This is a genomic window from Clostridia bacterium, from assembly GCA_017405765.1.
GTDB lineage: Bacteria > Bacillota > Clostridia > Oscillospirales > RGIG577 > RGIG577.
Map to the genome: position 1 here is coordinate 1 of JAFQZS010000042.1, position 16450 is coordinate 16450.

General features: G+C 49.7%; 12 protein-coding genes, 1 pseudogene and 1 other annotated feature. Of the genes and pseudogenes, 4 read left to right on the forward strand and 9 right to left on the reverse strand.

What is annotated here, in order from left to right; all coding sequences use genetic code 11:
• Window positions 1-260: 260 nt before the first annotated feature.
• Window positions 261-1283 (reverse strand): type I glyceraldehyde-3-phosphate dehydrogenase, encoded by a 1023-nt coding sequence (gap, locus tag IJG50_07405; protein ID MBQ3379670.1) that lies wholly within the window; start codon window positions 1281-1283, stop codon window positions 261-263.
• Between the two features lie 193 nt (window positions 1284-1476).
• On the opposite strand from gap, the gene IJG50_07410 reads away from it, so the two are divergent.
• Window positions 1477-2547 carry a HAMP domain-containing histidine kinase gene (locus IJG50_07410; protein MBQ3379671.1) on the forward strand — a complete coding sequence of 357 codons (1071 nt, stop codon included), beginning with the start codon at window positions 1477-1479 and terminating at the stop codon, window positions 2545-2547.
• Between the two features lie 211 nt (window positions 2548-2758).
• Here the strand turns inward: IJG50_07410 and IJG50_07415 are convergent, their stop codons facing one another.
• From IJG50_07415 to IJG50_07430, 4 genes are all read right to left on the reverse strand, one after another.
• Entirely contained in the window at window positions 2759-3523 is a 765-nt protein-coding gene (locus IJG50_07415; protein MBQ3379672.1) for a TatD family hydrolase, read from the reverse strand.
• A 12-nt stretch (window positions 3524-3535) separates the two neighbouring features.
• A complete protein-coding gene (gene metG, locus IJG50_07420) occupies window positions 3536-5107 on the reverse strand; it encodes a methionine--tRNA ligase (protein ID MBQ3379673.1) in 1572 nt (523 codons plus the stop codon).
• A gap of 121 nt (window positions 5108-5228) precedes the next feature.
• The gene (locus tag IJG50_07425; protein ID MBQ3379674.1) at window positions 5229-5858 is read right to left on the reverse strand and encodes a Crp/Fnr family transcriptional regulator; all 630 of its coding nucleotides are present in this window, start codon (window positions 5856-5858) and stop codon (window positions 5229-5231) included.
• A 105-nt stretch (window positions 5859-5963) separates the two neighbouring features.
• Window positions 5964-6824, reverse strand: a complete 861-nt coding sequence (locus IJG50_07430) for a hypothetical protein (protein MBQ3379675.1) — start codon at window positions 6822-6824, stop codon at window positions 5964-5966.
• Between the two features lie 212 nt (window positions 6825-7036).
• Between IJG50_07430 and IJG50_07435 the strand changes: the two genes are divergently transcribed.
• Window positions 7037-8788 (forward strand): S-layer homology domain-containing protein, encoded by a 1752-nt coding sequence (locus tag IJG50_07435; GenBank protein ID MBQ3379676.1) that lies wholly within the window; start codon window positions 7037-7039, stop codon window positions 8786-8788.
• Window positions 8789-8850: 62 nt separating this feature from the next.
• The gene (locus tag IJG50_07440) at window positions 8851-11025 is read left to right on the forward strand and encodes a leucine-rich repeat domain-containing protein (GenBank protein ID MBQ3379677.1); all 2175 of its coding nucleotides are present in this window, start codon (window positions 8851-8853) and stop codon (window positions 11023-11025) included.
• 133 nt (window positions 11026-11158) lie between these two features.
• On the opposite strand, the pseudogene IJG50_07445 reads toward IJG50_07440, so the two are convergent.
• The 4 genes and pseudogenes from IJG50_07445 to nadA form a co-directional block, all read right to left on the reverse strand.
• Window positions 11159-11701, reverse strand: a pseudogene (locus IJG50_07445) (transcription repressor NadR).
• A 22-nt stretch (window positions 11702-11723) separates the two neighbouring features.
• A complete protein-coding gene (nadC, locus tag IJG50_07450) occupies window positions 11724-12578 on the reverse strand; it encodes a carboxylating nicotinate-nucleotide diphosphorylase (GenBank protein ID MBQ3379678.1) in 855 nt (284 codons plus the stop codon).
• Entirely contained in the window at window positions 12575-13912 is a 1338-nt protein-coding gene (locus tag IJG50_07455) for an L-aspartate oxidase (GenBank protein MBQ3379679.1), read from the reverse strand. Before IJG50_07455 ends, nadC begins: the two co-directional genes overlap by 4 nt.
• Window positions 13913-13940: 28 nt before the next feature.
• Window positions 13941-14849: a quinolinate synthase NadA gene (nadA, locus tag IJG50_07460; GenBank protein ID MBQ3379680.1), complete on the reverse strand. Its 909-nt coding sequence runs from the start codon at window positions 14847-14849 to the stop codon at window positions 13941-13943.
• A gap of 199 nt (window positions 14850-15048) precedes the next feature.
• Window positions 15049-15309, forward strand: a binding site (T-box leader).
• A 96-nt stretch (window positions 15310-15405) separates the two neighbouring features.
• Here nadA and ilvC point away from each other — a divergent pair.
• Window positions 15406-16422, forward strand: a complete 1017-nt coding sequence (gene ilvC / locus IJG50_07465; GenBank protein ID MBQ3379681.1) for a ketol-acid reductoisomerase — start codon at window positions 15406-15408, stop codon at window positions 16420-16422.
• The last annotated feature ends 28 nt before the right edge of the window (window positions 16423-16450 follow it).

A 16450-nucleotide genomic window follows, 5' to 3' on the forward strand; every position in this document is an offset into this window, starting at 1 on the left:
ATACATAAAGGAAGGCCAGTCCGTAAAGGCAGGCGAGCTTCTCATCCAGATGGCAAAATAAGCAGATACAGATCAATAAAAAAACAGCGAGGCAAAACGCCTCGCTGTTTTTTTGTGCCGAACGTGCGGTTTTATTTGGGCGCGCGTTTTTCAATATATTTATCATCTCTCGTTTTTGATGTTGAAAAAAGTCGAATTCTGTAATAAAATATCAAAAAGAAAACCGGCGGCAAGAACGCCGCCGGTCGACTTATTAAAAATTACTGTGCATCAACTTTTGCCATGTGAGCGATAAGCTCAAGCAGCTTGTTTGAATAGCCCCACTCATTGTCGTACCAGGAAACTACCTTTACGAACTTGTCGTCGAGCATTATGCCTGCCTTGGCGTCAAATATGGAGGTGCGTGCGTCGCCTACGAAGTCGGACGATACAACGTCTTCCTCGGTATAGCCTAAGATGCCCTTTAATTTGCCTTCGCTCGCTTCCTTCATAGCCGCGCAGACTTCTTCATAAGTTGCAGACTTCTTTAAGTTCACGGTGAGGTCAACTACGGAAACGTCGAGCGTGGGGATCCTGAAGGACATACCGGTAAGCTTGCCCTTTAATTCGGGAATAACGAGACCTACCGCCTTTGCCGCACCGGTGGACGAAGGAATAATGTTTCCCATCGTAGCGCGTCCGAGACGCCAGTCCTTCTTCGAGGTTCCGTCAACGGTGAGCTGGCTTGCCGTTGCAGCGTGAACGGTGGTCATAAGGCCTTTCTCTATGCCGAACGTGTCGTTTAAGACCTTAGCTACGGGAGCAAGGCAGTTCGTGGTGCAGGACGCGCCGGAAACGACCTTCATGTCCTTCGTGTACTTTTCCTCGTTTACGCCGAATACGAACGTGGGAGAACCGTCTTTTGAGGGAGCCGAAAGCAGGACCTTCTTTGCACCCTGATCGAGGTGACCCTGGCTGCCTTCCGCGGTAAGGAACTTGCCGGAGGACTCTATAACGTAGTCAACGCCTACTTCGCCCCACGGAAGCTCGGACGGGCTGCTTCCGGGCAGGAGCAGAACTTCCTTGCCGTTTACAACCAGCTTGTTGTCGCCCTTGGTCTCAACCGTGCCGTTAAAGCGGCCGTGTACCGAGTCATACTTGGTCTTATAGAGCATATAATCAAGCGTAAGACGAGGGCCGCCGCTTACCGCTACAACTTCAAATCTTTCGGGCTGCTGGAGTGCCGCACGAAAAACGAGTCTGCCTACTCTGCCGAAACCGTTGATGCCAATTTTAACACTCATAATAAATAATCCTCCCAATAATATTGTAATAATTGATGGATATAGTATTTCTATAATGTATTCTACACCAACTTGGGGGCTAATACAACCGATAAAATGCGTATTTTTTGGCGTATTTCAAGGTTTTTTAATAAAAACGCACGAATAAGCGCCGCCGGCGCCTATACTTTAAGGATAAATTTGGAGAAAATTGATGAACGAAAAAGCTTTTAGTAAATTCTTTTTGGACTATATAAAGGATACGGCCGATGCGGTAATAGCGACCGACGCGAACATGAGGATAATATACGTAAGCGGCGCGGCAAAGCATATCCTGCCCGGCCTCGACGCGGGATACGATATCACGGATATAATAAAGGATGCGGATATATCCGGCGGGCGCGTACTGTTCTATGAATACGACGCCGAAGTCTGCACGCTCGGAAAAGGAAAGGACGCGCTTTATATATTCAGGTTCCCGAAAAGCACGTATGCCGTAAGTTACGCCTATCCCCCGCTTGAAACGCGATATGCCGAAATGATAGAGAGCCTCGTTTCCTCTCTTTACAACCCGCTTACCGTAATATTCTCCGCAGCAGAGCTTTTTGCAAAAAAGAACGGCACGAGACAGTCTCAAAAAGAGCTCGACATAGTTTGGCAAAACGGCTACAGACTTCTTAAAATCGCTCAGAACATAGAAGCTTTCGGCTCGGCCGGACAAAAAAAGAGCGAGGATAAACACAATATTATAAATATTGACGCCGTCGATTTTATAAACAAGACGGCTTCTTCGATCTCTTCGGCGCTTAAAATGAAAAAAATCAGCATACATGTAGAATCAACAAAGAACAGGATCTTCGTACAAGCTGACGAATATCGGTTTGAGCGCATCGTGCTGCTTCTCATTTCAAACGCCGTAAAGCGCTTGAAAAACGGCGGTGTGATCAAAATATCGGCGTTTGAAACGCCTTCGCATGCGGCTGTGTGCGTTGCCGATACGGGCGCTTTGGCAAACGCCTCGGAAATTGAAAAAATGTTCGCGGGCGGCGATATCATATCATACGATACGTTCGATGCGGCGGCGGCGAAGCTGTATACGGAGCAGTTGTCGGGCACCATAGTCGTTTCCTCAAAAGAGGGCGAAGGACTGAAGGTCACTTTTTCGCTTCCCAAGGGCAGCGCGGTCGACGCGCTGTTTAAAAAAAAGCTTGAGATAACCAAAAAAGGACGCTTTGAGCAGAAATATATCGATCTTTCGGATATTTTTCTTTATACTGATCTGTGATGACCCTATCACAAAAAAATCGAGTCTCAAAAATCAAACTAACTGTTGAGTTATCATTTTAAGGCACGGATCCGAAAAAAGCCGGTAAAGTGGAAGCAGAAAGCGTCCCTTTCTTTTTACAAATCCCCTCGTTTATACTAAAACTCCGGTCTTGGCAGGTGTCAAAACCGGAGTTTATCGACAGTTTGAAACCCGCCCAAAAGGGCGGATCTTATTTTATACCGAATAATTCTTTCCCATTTCGCATGGCCGTGTCCGCCACTTCCTCGTACGCCACGCCGTGAAGCTCGGCAATTTTCTGTGCCACGAGATGAACGCGGGTGGAGTCGTTTCGCTTGCCGCGATACGGCGCCGGCGTAAGATACGGCGAGTCGGTCTCTATCATAATGCGCTCGAGCGGCACTTTTTTTACGACTTCCCTAAGCTTATGCGCGTTTGCAAACGTTATCGAGCCGGTAAAGGAGATATAATATCCGAGCTTTATTATCTCGCGCGCCATTTCCCAACTGCCCGAATAGCAGTGATAAACGCCGCGCACCTTCGGCGCGTGCTTTTTTATCGCCGCAAAAACGTCTGCGGCGGCTTCGCGCTCGTGGATTATAACGGGCAGCGAAAGCTCTCCTGCAAGCGAAAGCTGGCGGTCGAGCCATTTTTTCTGCACGTCGCGCGGGGACATATCGTAATAATAATCAAGCCCTATCTCGCCTATCGCCTTCACCTTCTCAAGCTTAGAAAGCTCGGCGTAAAGCGCCATATCCTCCTCTGTGGCCGCGTCCGCCTCGTGCGGATGAGTGCCGACGGCGGCGTATACGAACGGATACTTCTCTGAAAGCTCTACGGCTTTTTTCGAGGATCCGGCGTCGCAGCCGGGATTTAATATGAGCGATACCCCGTGCGAGGGCATGGACGATAAAAGCTCGTCGCGGTCGGGATCGAACTTTCTGTCGTCGTAGTGCGCGTGTGTGTCAAACAGCATACGTCTTACCTCTTACTTTTTCGCCGCTTCAAGCTCGGCAAGCTCTTTTTTAAGGTCGATGCGCGGGAAAAGCACCTCGCCCTTTTTAACGGTCAGCTCGGGCGACGAAGCTCCGAACGTATAAAGGCTTTCAAACGACGAAAGCGCGTCGTCCTCTGCGCCTATCTGCTCTAGTATCTTTTTCGAGGTCGTGGGCATGAAGGGCGCTATCATTACGGCTATATGGCGAATGCTCTCGCAGAGGTTGTACAAAACCGTTGCAAGTCTGTCGCGGTCGTCTTCGTTCTTTGCAAGCACCCACGGCGCCGTCTCGTCGATATATTTATTGGTGCGCGATACGAAGCGCCAAATCTCGGTGAGCGCAAGCGGCGAGTTGAAGCTGTCCATATGCTCGCACATTTTTTCGCGCACCTCTGCGGCAAGCGCCAAAAGCGTGTCGTCTATCGGCTCGGCGCGGCGCGAAGCCGGCAGAGTGCCGCCGAAGTATTTTATGACCATTGCAACCGTGCGCGAAACGAGGTTTCCGAGATCGTTCGCAAGGTCGGAATTGATGCGGTTTATAAGCGCTTCGTTAGAGAATACGCCGTCCTGTCCGAACGGCACTTCTCTGAGCAGGAAGTATCTTATTGCGTCAGTGCCGTATTTTTCGCATAATACGACGGGGTCGACCACGTTGCCCTTCGACTTGCTCATCTTTCCGCCGTCTAGCACGAGCCAGCCGTGACCGAACACCTGCTTGGGAAGCGGCAGATCGAGCGCCATGAGCATAGCTGGCCATATTATCGTATGGAAGCGCACTATCTCCTTTGCCATTACGTGAACGTCGGCAGGCCAGTATTTTTTGAAGTCGGAGTCGTCGTCCGACAGATAGCCCATCGCGGTGATGTAATTCGAGAGCGCGTCTATCCAAACGTATATTATATGCTTTTCGTCGAAAGGAACCTGTATGCCCCATTTGAACGAGGTCCTCGAAACGGCAAGATCCTCAAGTCCGGGACGAAGGAAGTTCTGGAGCATTTCGTTCGCACGGCTCTGGGGCAGAATGAAGTTGGGATTGTTCTCTATAAGCTCTATAAGGCGGTCGTTGTACTTTGAGAGCTTGAAGAAATAGCTTTCCTCTTTCGTAAGCTCGACGTCGCGTCCGCAGTCGGGGCATTTGCCGTTTTCAAGCTGATGCTCTGTCCAGAAGGACTCGCACGGCGTGCAGTACCAGCCCTCGTAAGTGCTCTTGTATATATCGCCCTTTTCGTAGAGCTTCTCAAATATCTTCTGAACGGCCTTTTCGTGGTATTCGTCCGTCGTGCGGATAAAGCGGTCGTTCGAGATGTCGAAAAGCTTCCATAGGTCTTTTATAGACGCAACTATATCGTCAACATATTCCTTGGGCGTAACACCGGCAGCCTGAGCGTTTCTCTCTATCTTCTGGCCATGCTCATCGGTTCCGGTAAGAAACATCACGTCGTAGCCGCGCATTCGCTTATAGCGCGCGATGGCGTCGCACGCCACGGTGGAGTACGAATGTCCTATGTGCAGCTTAGCCGACGGAAAATATATCGGCGTAGTGATGTAAAATTTCTCTCCCATGAAAGTCTACCTCCAAATTAAACTGAGTATGTGTGTATAAAATATATTTTATCACGTATTATTCATTTTTTCAATTATTTTATAATTCAGGCTGTCAAAAAAGGCCAAAACGATGAAATCGTCAAATCTTTTCATTCGTGTCAAGCAGCTTAAAGCGGTTCTTTTTAAACGATATTATGCCGTCTCTCTGCATTTTCGACAGCTCCTTGGAAAGCGCGGTGCGCTCAACGTTCAGATAATCGGCAAGCTGGCTGCGGTCAAACGGTATATCGAATTCGGTTTTGCGCGTTTTCAGCGCCATGCCGCTAAGATACGAAAGGAGCCGCCTTCTTATCGTTTTCGGAGCCGTGTGAAAGCTGCGCCGCGAGAGCGCGAGATTTTTATGAAGCGATATAGTAAGCAGGTTTGCCGTCAGTTTTCTTTGCCAGCTTGCCGCGTCCTCACGTTCGGGGCGAAGCCTTCTCATATTTAAGAACATAATGCGGCAGTCTTCGTTCGCGCGCACGTCTACCAGCATAACTTCGTCATTTAAGAGCGCGTAAGTCTCCGCAAAAAAGCCTTTCTCCCCCACGTGGCTCAAAATCGTGCAGTTGCCCCAAACGTCTACGCTTTCAATTGTGACGCTGCCCGAAATCACAACGCCCATATTTTCGGCGGTAGCGCCTGCGTGCATTATTATATCGCCCCTTTTATACTTCTTCTCATGCGCGCCCAGCGCGCGGCAGCATTCGTCTGTTTCGACGCCGCTCATGCCGTCGAAGAGTATTATTTTCGATAAGTCCAAATTATCCGTCGGCCTCCCCTCTTATTAAGGCAAAGGCTTCCGCGAAACGCGAAAGCCTTCGGTTTTTACACTTTACTGCGCCGGTGTAAAGGCGATAAGTTGAAGCGAGCCGTCCATGCCGCTTTGTTCAATAGTGAAATACTTTTTAACGCCCTGCTCGTTTACATACGAGAAGCCGTTGTTAGGTATCGTACCGAAAAATGTCGTTTCAAATATCAGCGCGTCCTGCGGAGTAAATTCGGGTACCGTATAAAGCTCCTCTGTTGAGAAAACAATATTTCCGTCCTCGTCTGCATCCACAAACGTAAGCGACAAAAGCGTAAGCTCCTTTAAGCTATTATCCGTAAAGAATATAAGCTCCGTTTTCGGCCCTTCGGCTTCGAGCGTATAAGAATATTCGTTGATATAGGCAACTGTCGCGTATTCGATATCCTGAACATACAGCTCGTCGTCCGCGCTCGCCATATTTCCCACTCCCGCTCTGTCGTAAAGATCCGCGCCCGCGCCCATTGCGAAAACGAGCTGTCCGGGGTGATTTTCGTCGAACGAAAGACTTGCGCCCTCTAACGGCTCGTTGTTCTCAAGATACATATCGTACCTTGGAACGGGCGCCCACATATTGTTCTCGTCCTCTTCCTCGCTGTAGACGAGATATCCGTCGTAATGACCCATCGTGCCGTCCATCATAAAGCCGCCGTTCTCGTATACGGTTATAACGTTTTCGGTCTGTCCCTCCTGCCACGTTCCTGCAAGCGCGGAATAATCCTCCGAGGCCGCTTTTTCGCTCATAGACTTGTCGGGCACTTTGGTTTCGGTTGTCTGTTTCGTTTCCGTTTCCGCCGCCGTGTCGGCAGTTTCGCTTTTCTGCGTTCCGCAAGCGCAGGATATGATTATCATCGCGAATATAAGTAAAGAGATAATAAGCTTTTTCATTTTTTATCCTTCTTTCTTCGTTTATGAATAAATAATATATTTATTATACCACTCTGTATCCGCAAGGTCAAATAAAGCCGTACTGTTTTCGCCGCGACCCGTTTTTTGTTCTTTGTTGAAATAATTGCGAATGTGCTGTATACTTATTAAAGAAGTTTTAATGTCGATTTTAATTTCCGATAAAAACAATATTGAAGGACAAGGATAGTTAAATGAAAAAAAGTGTGTTTTCGATGATCTTGGTTTTGCTATTATGCCTCTCCCTCGGCGTAAACGCCGGCGCGGTCAACAGGGCGGTATGGCAGGATCCCGGCAGCGCGGTGCTTTTATGGGATAACAGCGAAAACCCCGAGTATAACGTTTTTAGAAGCGACAGCCCCAACGGGGACTACGAATATATAGGGAGCTCAAACAGCGGTTCCTTTCGTGACGATACGGCAAAGTATCCGAACAAATATTATTATAAGCTCCAAAAAAGCGACGCGGCAAATAATGATACAAGTCTCCTTGAGCCCTTTTCGCCGGTCGTTTCTCCCGAGGATATTTCCTCGGTTTACGTTATCATGTACCACAATTTCATATCCGACGAGGATATAAAAAACGGCGTTGAGTTTGAGGAATACTCCATATCTCCGAAGGACTTCGAGGAGGATCTGATATGGCTTAAAAACAACGGCTGGATCACCGTGACCTCCGACGATCTTTTACGTCACCTCGAGGGCAAAAAAAGCCTGCCTCAAAAGGCTGTCATCATATCCATCGACGACGGCACATGGGGCGTTTACACGAACGCATGGCCGCTTCTTAAAAAATACAATATGTGCGCCGATTTCAATATAATCGGCGCGCGCATCGACGCCGCATGGGACGATTTTTATGCGGGCAAAACAAGAGACAATGATCCCGCCCCCTACTGCACCTGGGAGGAGCTTGCCGAAATGCAGAGAAGCGGAGAAATAAATATATGCTCTCACACATACGGCCTTCACGTTTACGGCACGGGCGGCCGCGTAGGCATGCGCATGAATGAAAACGAATCGGCGGAGGCGTTTGCCGAAGTCGTTAAAAAGGATTATGACCTGGCCGTACAATGCATCAACGGATGGACGGGCAAAACGCCCGAAACGGTCGCCTACCCTTATTCAGAGAGAAGCGCCGAAGGCGACAAGATCATTTTAGAGAACACGGGCTATAAGATCCTCATGGCGGGCGCTGGGGCAAGGGGTACCCTTGGCAACTATTTTGTAAAGGGCGCCGATATTTCAAGTCAGTCCATGCTTATAAGCAGATCCTGCCGAATGAACGGCACTCCGATAGGCGCGTATCTTGAAGAAATAACCGAAACGGACAATAAAAACGGCATAAATACACAGCCCGATCTTATCCACGCAAAAAACACCGACGAGATCGCGAAGGACTATCAGAATTTCACTGACGTAAGAGGCGAAGCGTGGTTTTCCGGCAGTGTGTATTATTCGTATCTTAACGGCCTGATGAGAGGCGTTTCGGAAAGCGAATTTGCCCCGGACGCAAATATAAGCAGAGCAATGGCCGTAACTCTTCTTTGCAGGTTGGCCAAAGATCCCGATCCCAAGTCCGCCGGAAAGTTTACCGATTCAAACGGTTCGGAATGGTGGTTCAGATCCGCCGCATGGGCTGATGAGGCGGGCATACTCTCATCGTTTGAAGACGGCAGCTTCAGGCCCGACGACCCCATAAGCCGCGAGGAGCTTGCCGCATCAATGTATAACTGCGCAAAGTTTTTAAACCTCGATACGTCAAAAAGAGCCGATATCGAAAAATTCACCGATTCTCAGAATATTTCACGGGAATATAAAGAGGCTGTAAGCTGGGCGGCGTCATACGGGATTTTTAACGGCAATGCCGACGGAAGCTTCGCCCCCGCCGGCAGCGTGACAAGGGCCCAGATGTCCATGATACTTCGAAACTGGCTTTGCAGATAATGCTTTCATATAAAACAAAATGCCCGTTACAGGGATAAAACGACGAAAGAAGGAAAGGCGTTATGAAAAAGAGAATAATAAGTATTGCTTTGGCTCTTTGTATGCTTCTCGTCATGCTCCCCGCCGCAGGACTTGCCGAGGACGAGCTGTCTTATCCCGTGGAGACAGGCTCTATATATTATGAAATAAACGACGGTGAAATAACTATAACGTCCGCAGGCCTGAGCGTGACAGCCGTGAATATTCCACAGGAGATAGACGGCCTGCCCGTGACGGCCATAGGCGATTATGCGTTTCGCGAGCATAATATTATGAAAACGGTCGTTATACCGAAAAGCGTAAAAACAATAGGAAGCAGCGCTTTCGAGCAATGCGCCGTTCTTAGGACCATAGAGCTTTCCGACGGCGTTGAGACCATCGGAAGCTATGCGTTTGCAAACTGCCCCAAGCTTCAGTCTGTCAATATCCCCGACAGCGTAACGTCCCTCGGCTCAGGGGCGTTCTCAGGCAGTTGGAACATGCCCACCGTAAGCATCCCGGGCAGCGTCGGCTACATCGAGGACGACACGTTTTACGGATGCGATCATCTTGCCTCAATAGAAATCGGCGAGGGCGTGACAGGGATAGGCCTGACCGCCCTCAACGGCTGCGAAGCGCTGACGACCGTTTCTTTTCCCGCAAGCCTTACGGGGGAGCTGCCCGCTTTGTGGGGCTGCAAAAGCCTTACCTCGATAAGCGTTGACGCGGCGAACACCGCTTATATGTCGGAGGACGGCATCGTTTTTTCAAAAGATAAAAAAACGCTGGTGCGCTATCCTACGGGCCGAGAAGGCGAATACACTATCCCGTCAGGCGTGACTGTTGTAGGCGAAGGGGCGTTTTACGACTGTGACGGGCTTTTGGCCGTCGTGATACCCGAGGGCGTAACAGAGCTCGGCCACTCGGCTTTTGACAGCTGCGATTTTATAAAGTCTGTAAGCATTCCGTCTACAGTGACAAGCATAGGCGAGGCCGCCCTCGCCAACTGCCCTGCTCTTTCGACTGTCAAACTCTCCGAGGGTATTACGGAGGTCTCGGACGATATGTTCGCAAGCTGCCACTCGCTTAAATCAGTAAGCCTGCCTTCCACTCTTACCCGTATAGGAGAATATGCGTTCTATGAATGTGTGTATCTTGAGAGCATAGATATACCGGCAGGCGTGACCGATATAGACCGCTGCGCGTTCTGGGTATGCTCGTCCTTAAAAGATGTCGGCTTCCCGTCCGGCGTGACCCGCGTCGGCGGCAATGCGTTTGACGGCACGGCGTATTATAATGACGAGTCAAATTGGGAAAACGACGCGCTCTATATGGGGAACGCGCTGATCGCCGTAAAGGATAAAAGCATAACTGAATTTACGTTCAAAGACGGCGTGACCTGCGTCGCCGATTATGCGTTTTCAGGTTGCGCTTCCCTTACGTCTGTAGATCTGCCCGAAGGCATAGAAAGAGTCGGCGATTTTACGTTTTACGGCTGCGGAGCGCTAAAGAGCGTCGGTATCCCCGAAAGCGTAACGTATATAGGAGGCGGCGCGTTTTGGGAGTGTGTGTCCCTTGCGGCGATAGATATCCCCGAAAATGTCACGTTCATTGGAGAATCGGCGCTTCAGGAATGCGAAGCCCTTACGTATGTAAGACTGCCCGAGGGGATCGAGCGCATAGATCGCGCCGCCTTTTACGGCTGCAAGTCCCTTATGTATATCGAGATACCGAAAAGCGTGCAGGTCATAGATGAGCTTGCCTTCTGGTTCTGTCCGTTTGAGGAGATCTACATACCGGCCCGTATAAAATACATAGACCAGTATGCATTCTGGGGATGCCAGAACCTTACCGACGTATATTACGCAGGCGCCGAGGACGACTGGAACAAAATAAGCATAGGCTATGCAAACGACGATCTGACGAACGCCGCGCTCCACTGCCTGGGCGGCATGATAATACGCCGGGCCGACGATCCGGCCGAAGCCGTCAAAGTGATACGCTCGGGTTCCTCCTTCACCGTTTCGGGCGACGTTTCGTCTCTCGCCCCCGTCTTCATCGCCTCGTATGATAAATACGGAAGAAAGATGATGGGCCTAAAGATATTGGACCGCTCCGGCACTGTAGAACTGGGCGCGGGCGAGAAAGCGAAGGTGATCTGGCTCGACGCCGGTACATTCGGCGCGAAGTGCGACGCCATCGAATTTGATATAAATTAGGATACAAAAACAACGCATCGGTCACTTGATATGCTAATTGCGGCTTCCCCTACACAGGGGAGCCGCAATTTTTTGGATCGCATTTCTAAAAAAAGCGGCTGCAGCGATTTTTTATTTCGCTGCAGCCCATCTCTTACATACTGCTGTAATTCTTCGGTTCGTACATAACAACGGCTTTAAGGCTTTCAATAAGATATCCTTTTTTTAAAAGGCTCTCTTCTATCTCGTCAAGAAGCTCTTCGGACTTGGCTTCTATCGTATGAAAATGATAGCCGTTCGTTATGTTTTTAAGAGGTGTGGATACGCCGCTCTTAAGGTCCGAAAGAAAATTGTCTATATCGCGCTTCGAGCCGATATCAAGCGGCTTTCGTATCGTGCCGTAGACCTTATGATCCACAAAAACGTCCATTACGCGGCCGCCCAGCTCGATTATAGAGACAAGTTCGTCCTCCGTCTGTTCATCGGTATGGGTCACCTTAAAAACGCGGCGGCATTTGTCGGCGCGCAGCATAAGATAGCCCCTGCTCGTAGACATGAGGTTCGGGTGTCGGCTGCGCAGAATTGCAATATCCGTCACTACGACCTGTCTGCTCACGCCGAACATATCGGCAAGGCAGCTTCCGGACAGCGGTACGGCGCTTGCTTCAATAGTCTGTAGTATCCTGTTCCTTCTTTCTTCTGTCCTGAGCTTGCTCAATTCAACCCTCCTGCCTAAGATGCTTCATGGAAATATCGAGTATCGGCGCCGAATGCGTAAGGGCGCCGCTTGAGATATAGTCCACGCCGACGTCTTTCAACTTTGCAATGTTTTCTCTCGTAACATTTCCCGAACATTCGGTCTTTGCTCTTCCGTCTATAATGCGTATCGCCTCGGCCATGGTCGCGTGGTCCATATTGTCAAGCATTATTATATCTGCTCCCGCTTCAACGGCCTCTCTGACCATATCAAGATTTTCCGTTTCGACCTCTATTTTATGAACGAATGACGCATACGCCTTTGCCATAGCCACGGCCTTTTTAACTCCTCCCGCCGCCGCAATGTGATTGTCTTTAAGCATAACGCCGTCGGAAAGATTGAATCTGTGATTTGAACCGCCGCCCGTGCGCACTGCGTATTTTTCAAACAGCCTGTTGTTGGGCGTAGTCTTTCTCGTATCGAGAAGCGTTGTTTTGCTTCCCTCGAGAAGCTTTACGACATCGCGCGTATAAGTCGCTATGCCGCTCATTCTCTGCAGATAATTAAGCGCCGTCCTCTCACCCGAAAGCAGCACGCGGATATCGGCGTGTACTACGGCGAGAAGCTGTCCCTCGCTCACCTCGTCGCCGTCGGAAACGAAAAACTCGGTGCGCGACTCGGGATCCAAAAGCGTAAATACGCGCGCGAAAACGGGAAGTCCCGCAATTATGCCCTTCTGCTTCGAAATAAGGTCAACGCATCCCGCGCATTTTTCGGGCATTACACAGTTTGTGGAAATATCCTCGCTCGTAATATCCTCCTCAAGTGCCATCTTTATAAGTCTGTCAGCCTGGAGCTTTATCGTTATCTCGTTCATATCTCTATCCTTTCAACTTCCTTGAGAATACTTGCCTTATAATCTTCAAACAGTTTGCCCGTATTTCTGTAGCGCGTAAGATCCGTCTGCTTCGTCGCCTCGGGATCTACCTTCTTGTCGTCAAACTCCTCGCGTATCCTGTTTGCCGCGCGTTGAGCGAACACGAGGCTTTCCAAAAGAGAATTGCTTGCAAGTCTGTTCGCGCCGTGTACGCCGTTGCAGCTCGTCTCGCCTACTGCGTAAAGCTGAGGCATGGAGGTCCTGCTGTCGCTGTTTACGTCCACGCCGCCCATAAAGTAATGCTGCGCGGGTACTACGGGAATAGGCTCCTTCGTTACGTCGTAGCCTTCTTTTAAGCACGTTTCGTAAATATTTCTGAAGTGGTGCAGTATGGTCTCCTTCGGTATGTTCTCCATAGAGAGCCAAACGTGCTTCTCGCCCGTTTTTTCCATTTCGGCGAATATCGCCTTGCTTACTACGTCTCTCGGCTGAAGCTCGTCTACGAAGCGTTCGCCTTTGCTGTTCAAAAGTATACCGCCCTCGCCTCTTACCGATTCGGAAATGAGAAACGATCTGCCCTTCTTGCCGGTGTAAAGCGTCGTCGGATGTATCTGAACGTATTCGGGGTCTCTAAGCCTTATGCCGTGCTTTATGGCTATGCCGAGCGCGTCGCCCGTAAGGTGCGGGAAGTTGGTCGAATGCTTGAAAAGCCCGCCTATGCCTCCGCACGCCCATACGACCTCCTTGGCTTCCATCGCAAGTATTAGCCTTCCGTCGTCCGTCTCGGGGCCGCTGAAGCTCATTCCCAGCTCGCTGTCGGGATTTACAAGCGCTACTATGCCCTGACAGTGGCCGTCGGAAACTATTATGTCAACCATTGTCGTATGCTCATACAGAGTTACGTTGGGCAGCTTCTGTACCGCCTCAAGCAGAGTGCTCGTTATCTCCTTGCCCGTAACGTCCTCGTGGAAGAGTATGCGCGGGGCCGAATGAGCGCCCTCCTTCGTAAAGATAAGCTCTCCGTTCTTATCTCTTTCAAATTCAACGCCGTAGCTAACAAGATCCTTTATAAGCTCCCTTGAGGACCTTATCATAATATCGACGGAGCTTCTGTCGTTCTGATAATGTCCCGCTCTTAGGGTGTCTTCATAATATGCATCGTAATCCTGCTCGTTTAACAGCACGCAGATGCCGCCTTGCGCGAGCCACGAATCGCATTCCTCAAGACCTGCCTTCGTTATGACAGTTACGTGCTTGTCATGCGGCAGCTTGAGCGCGCAGTAAAGGCCTGCCACGCCGCTGCCTACTATAAGAATATCGGTTTTGTAACTCATTGTCGCATCTCCTTAGATCCGGACCCCGTTATTTGGCGCCGAGCCTGAGCATTTCATCGAGAGACTTCTGCGCCTTTAATCTTACGTCGTCCGGAACGTACGCCTTCGGCTCGTTGTTCCTTAAGCAGTCGGCCACCTTCTGAAGCGTCAGCTTTTTCATATCCTCGCATATTCTGTCATCTATAAAGTGAAACTCTTTGTCGGGATTTTGTTTTTTGAGCTTGTGAAGAACGCCCGTTTCCGTGCCGATTATGAATTCTTTGTCGCTGCTTTTCGTCGCGTAATCGATAATTCCGCTCGTGCTGCCGACGTAATCCGCCATACGGCTTACCTCAAGCGGACATTCGGGATGAACTAGCACCTTTGCGCCCGGATACTTCGCTTTGTATCTCTTTACGTCCTCGGGCTTTATCTCGTGATGAATGGGGCAGTAGCCTTTGCCGAATATGAAGTTCTTTTCGGGTACCTGCGCGGCTATCCAGCTGCCCAGGTTCTGGTCGGGTATAAAATAAATATTCTTCTGGGGCAGCTTTCTTACGATGTCAAGCGCGTTTGACGACGTAACGCATACGTCAACTAGCGCCTTCGTCGCCGCCATTGAATTTATATAGCATACGACGGCCAGATCGTCGTATTCTTTACGCATTTTCGCTATCTCTTCCTCATCGACCATAAGCGCCATCGGGCATACTGCGTCTATATCGGGCATAAGCACGGTCTTTTCGGGGTCGAGGATACACGCGCTTTCGCCCATGAACGTAACGCCGCAGAAAACGATAGTTCTGTTTTTTACCTGCTTTGCTATCTTCGCAAGATAAAACGAATCTCCCACGTAGTCCGCGATATCCTGCAAAGCGCCGTCAACGTAATAATGCGCTAAGATGACCGCGTCCCTCTCCTTCGCCAGACGGCGTATCTCATTTATCACTTTTTCCATGCCTTTACCTCTTTTCTGAAAAAACGTAGTTGTCGTGTTAAGTGCATAGTATCACATAGAAACAAAGCTGTCAAGACAGCTGTAAAAAATATTTTAGACAACATGCAATATCAACAGGTCTTCTGCGCTTTTTGCTAATTTCTTTTTTTACGGTTGACAAGCGCAAAAATAGATAATATAATGATTTCATACTGTAAAAATAAACGCGATGATGTGGAATAGTAGGCAGAAGCTTTCAGCGTACAGAGAGACGTCGGAAGGTGCGAGGCGTCGGCGGAAGATTGCCAAACTCACCACGGAGCGGCTGCATTGAAATTTTAAAAAAGAGTAGCTGCAGACGGGAACTCCCGTAACAGAGTTAAGGCGTGTCTGCGCCCGAGAGCGTCCCTTTTTCGGGGCGAAAAAGAGTGGTACCGCGGAAGTTCTTAAAGCTTGTCGTTTTGATGCTTTCGTCTCTTTGCCTTATCGTTTTGGATAATTAAGAGACGGGGGCGTTTTTTGTTGTGAAAATAATAAAAATAATTATATAAATATTACTTTAAAGGAGACAAAAATCATGCAGAAAATCTATTATCAGCAGGACTGCAACCTTCAGAAGCTTGACGGCAAGATCGTTGCCATTATAGGCTACGGCTCGCAGGGTCACGCGCACGCGCTCAATTTAAAGGAATCCGGCGTAAACGTTATAGTCGGCCTTTACGAGGGCAGCAAGAGCTGGGCTAAGGCCGAGGCTGCCGGCTTAAAGGTATATACCGCAGCGGAAGCCGCAAAGAACGCCGATCTCATAATGATACTTATAAACGACGAAAAGCAGGCTAAGCTCTACAAGGAGAGCATCGAGCCCAATCTTTCCGAGGGCAAGACTCTCGCTTTCGCGCACGGCTTCAACATCCACTTTGGCTGCATAAAGCCTCCGAAGAACGTGAACGTAATAATGATAGCTCCCAAGGGCCCCGGCCACACCGTAAGAAGCGAATACCAGGCCGGCAAGGGCGTTCCCTGCCTTATCGCAGTCGAGCAGGACGCAACGGGCGACGCGCTTGAGATAGGTCTTGCATACGCATTGGGCATCGGCGGCGCGCGCGCAGGCGTACTTGAAACAACGTTCAGAACAGAGACCGAGACCGACCTCTTCGGCGAGCAAGCTGTGCTTTGCGGCGGCGTATGCGCGCTCATGCAGGCAGGCTTCGAGACGCTCGGTGAGGCGGGCTACGACCCGAGGAACGCTTACTTCGAGTGCATCCATGAGATGAAGCTCATCGTTGACCTTATCTATCAGAGCGGCTTTGAGGGAATGCGCTACTCGATATCCAACACGGCCGAATACGGCGATTACATCACCGGCCCGAAGATCATAACCGAAGATACGAAGAAGGCGATGAAGCAGATACTTTCCGATATACAGGACGGCTCCTTCGCAAAACAGTTCCTGCTCGATATGTCCGACGCGGGCGCTCAGGTACACTTTAACGCCATGAGAAAGCGCGCTTCCGAGCATCCGAGCGAGGTCATCGGCAAAGATATAAGAAAGCTCTACAGCTGGAGCGACGAGGACAAGCTGATAAACAACTAAAACCAAAACGCGCCGTTTTAACGGTCGA

Bases quoted from the DNA above. Each gene is read 5' to 3' on its own strand.
- gap (MBQ3379670.1), bottom strand. From the start codon at position 1,283: ATGAGTGTTAAAATTGGCATCAACGGTTTCGGCAGAGTAGGCAGACTC.
- IJG50_07410 (MBQ3379671.1), top strand. From the start codon at position 1,477: ATGAACGAAAAAGCTTTTAGTAAATTCTTTTTGGACTATATAAAGGAT.
- IJG50_07415 (MBQ3379672.1), bottom strand. From the start codon at position 3,523: ATGCTGTTTGACACACACGCGCACTACGACGACAGAAAGTTCGATCCC.
- metG (MBQ3379673.1), bottom strand. From the start codon at position 5,107: ATGGGAGAGAAATTTTACATCACTACGCCGATATATTTTCCGTCGGCT.
- IJG50_07425 (MBQ3379674.1), bottom strand. From the start codon at position 5,858: ATGAGCGGCGTCGAAACAGACGAATGCTGCCGCGCGCTGGGCGCGCAT.
- IJG50_07430 (MBQ3379675.1), bottom strand. From the start codon at position 6,824: ATGAAAAAGCTTATTATCTCTTTACTTATATTCGCGATGATAATCATA.
- IJG50_07435 (MBQ3379676.1), top strand. From the start codon at position 7,037: ATGAAAAAAAGTGTGTTTTCGATGATCTTGGTTTTGCTATTATGCCTC.
- IJG50_07440 (MBQ3379677.1), top strand. From the start codon at position 8,851: ATGAAAAAGAGAATAATAAGTATTGCTTTGGCTCTTTGTATGCTTCTC.
- nadC (MBQ3379678.1), bottom strand. From the start codon at position 12,578: ATGAACGAGATAACGATAAAGCTCCAGGCTGACAGACTTATAAAGATG.
- IJG50_07455 (MBQ3379679.1), bottom strand. From the start codon at position 13,912: ATGAGTTACAAAACCGATATTCTTATAGTAGGCAGCGGCGTGGCAGGC.
- nadA (MBQ3379680.1), bottom strand. From the start codon at position 14,849: ATGGAAAAAGTGATAAATGAGATACGCCGTCTGGCGAAGGAGAGGGAC.
- ilvC (MBQ3379681.1), top strand. From the start codon at position 15,406: ATGCAGAAAATCTATTATCAGCAGGACTGCAACCTTCAGAAGCTTGAC.